The organism is Microbacterium sp. (assembly GCF_032084865.1).
GTDB lineage: Bacteria > Actinomycetota > Actinomycetes > Actinomycetales > Microbacteriaceae > Microbacterium.
On record NZ_DAMDLU010000036.1, the window covers coordinates 20,859 to 21,856 of the forward strand.

The 998-nt window shown below is 73.4% G+C and carries 1 protein-coding gene and 1 pseudogene; both read right to left on the minus strand.

Annotated features, from left to right (window positions below):
- A partial coding sequence (locus RT309_RS05775; protein WP_313355926.1) for an ROK family protein occupies positions 1-592 on the minus strand: 592 nt, incomplete at its 3' end.
- 58 nt (positions 593-650) lie between these two features.
- A pseudogene (locus RT309_RS05780) lies at positions 651-998 on the minus strand (glycoside hydrolase family 43 protein); the annotation flags it as partial.

Here is a 998-nt window from a genome sequence, read left to right on the forward strand (position 1 = left end):
GTTCGGCGCGGGCGCCGTACGACGCGTCGTTGCCGACGGCGACGGGAAGACCCAGTGCGGCGGCGAGCGGGCCGGCGATCTCGGCATCCCTCCAGTCGAGGTGCGGGGCGAGGCGCACGATCCCGTCGACCGCGCGCACCAGACCAGGCACGGCGACGCCCGCACCGACGACACGGCATCCGGCCAGATCGTCGCGCCACCCGTCGATCACGCCGGCGACCACCTCGATCACCTCGTCGATGTCGGGACGCGCGACCGCGATGCGCTCGCGTCGGCGCACCGCCCCACCCAGCGACACCGCGCCGATCTCGATCGCGTCGATCTCGGGGTTGATCCCGATGGCGACCACGTCGCGGCTCGGTGCGACGATCGGCGAGGGACGCCCGACCCGACGTGTGGGATCGGGGTCGTGCTCGTCGACGAGCCCCGCCTCGGCGAGACGCGACACGAGGTCGGACACCGTCGAGCGGTTCAGCCCGGTCTCGGCGGTGATCACCGCCCGGGAGCGAGGTCCGCTGTGGTGCACCAGTCGCAGCACCTCGCCGAGGTTGGTGCGCCGCACGCCTTCGACCGTCGTGGCGCGTTCACTCATGCTTGGTCCGCCTTCTGCCGCCGTGAGTCACCAGGCTACCGAGGTGAGCGACGCGCCCTCACCCTGCCGCATCCGCCGGCGCGTATTCGAATGCCGCGATCGCCAGCTCGCCGCGGGGTGCACGCCCGGCGCTGGTCGCGTGCACGCCGATCCACAGTCCGAGGAAGCCACCGGTGGATGACGCGTCCAGCTGCCGCGCGTCGACGGCGCCGAGCGCGAGGTCGTCGTGCACGAACGCGAGGTCGTGCCCGCGCCCCCGCAGCCGCAGCTCGACCTGCGGCAGGTCGGGAAGCGCGTGTGAGGCGAGCAGGTGCTCCTCGCCGCCGCGCACGTGCACGACGGTCAGCGTCATGCCCGCGGCCGTGCGCGTGACGACAGCCGCGGCGTGGTCGTGCTCGGACTGGCG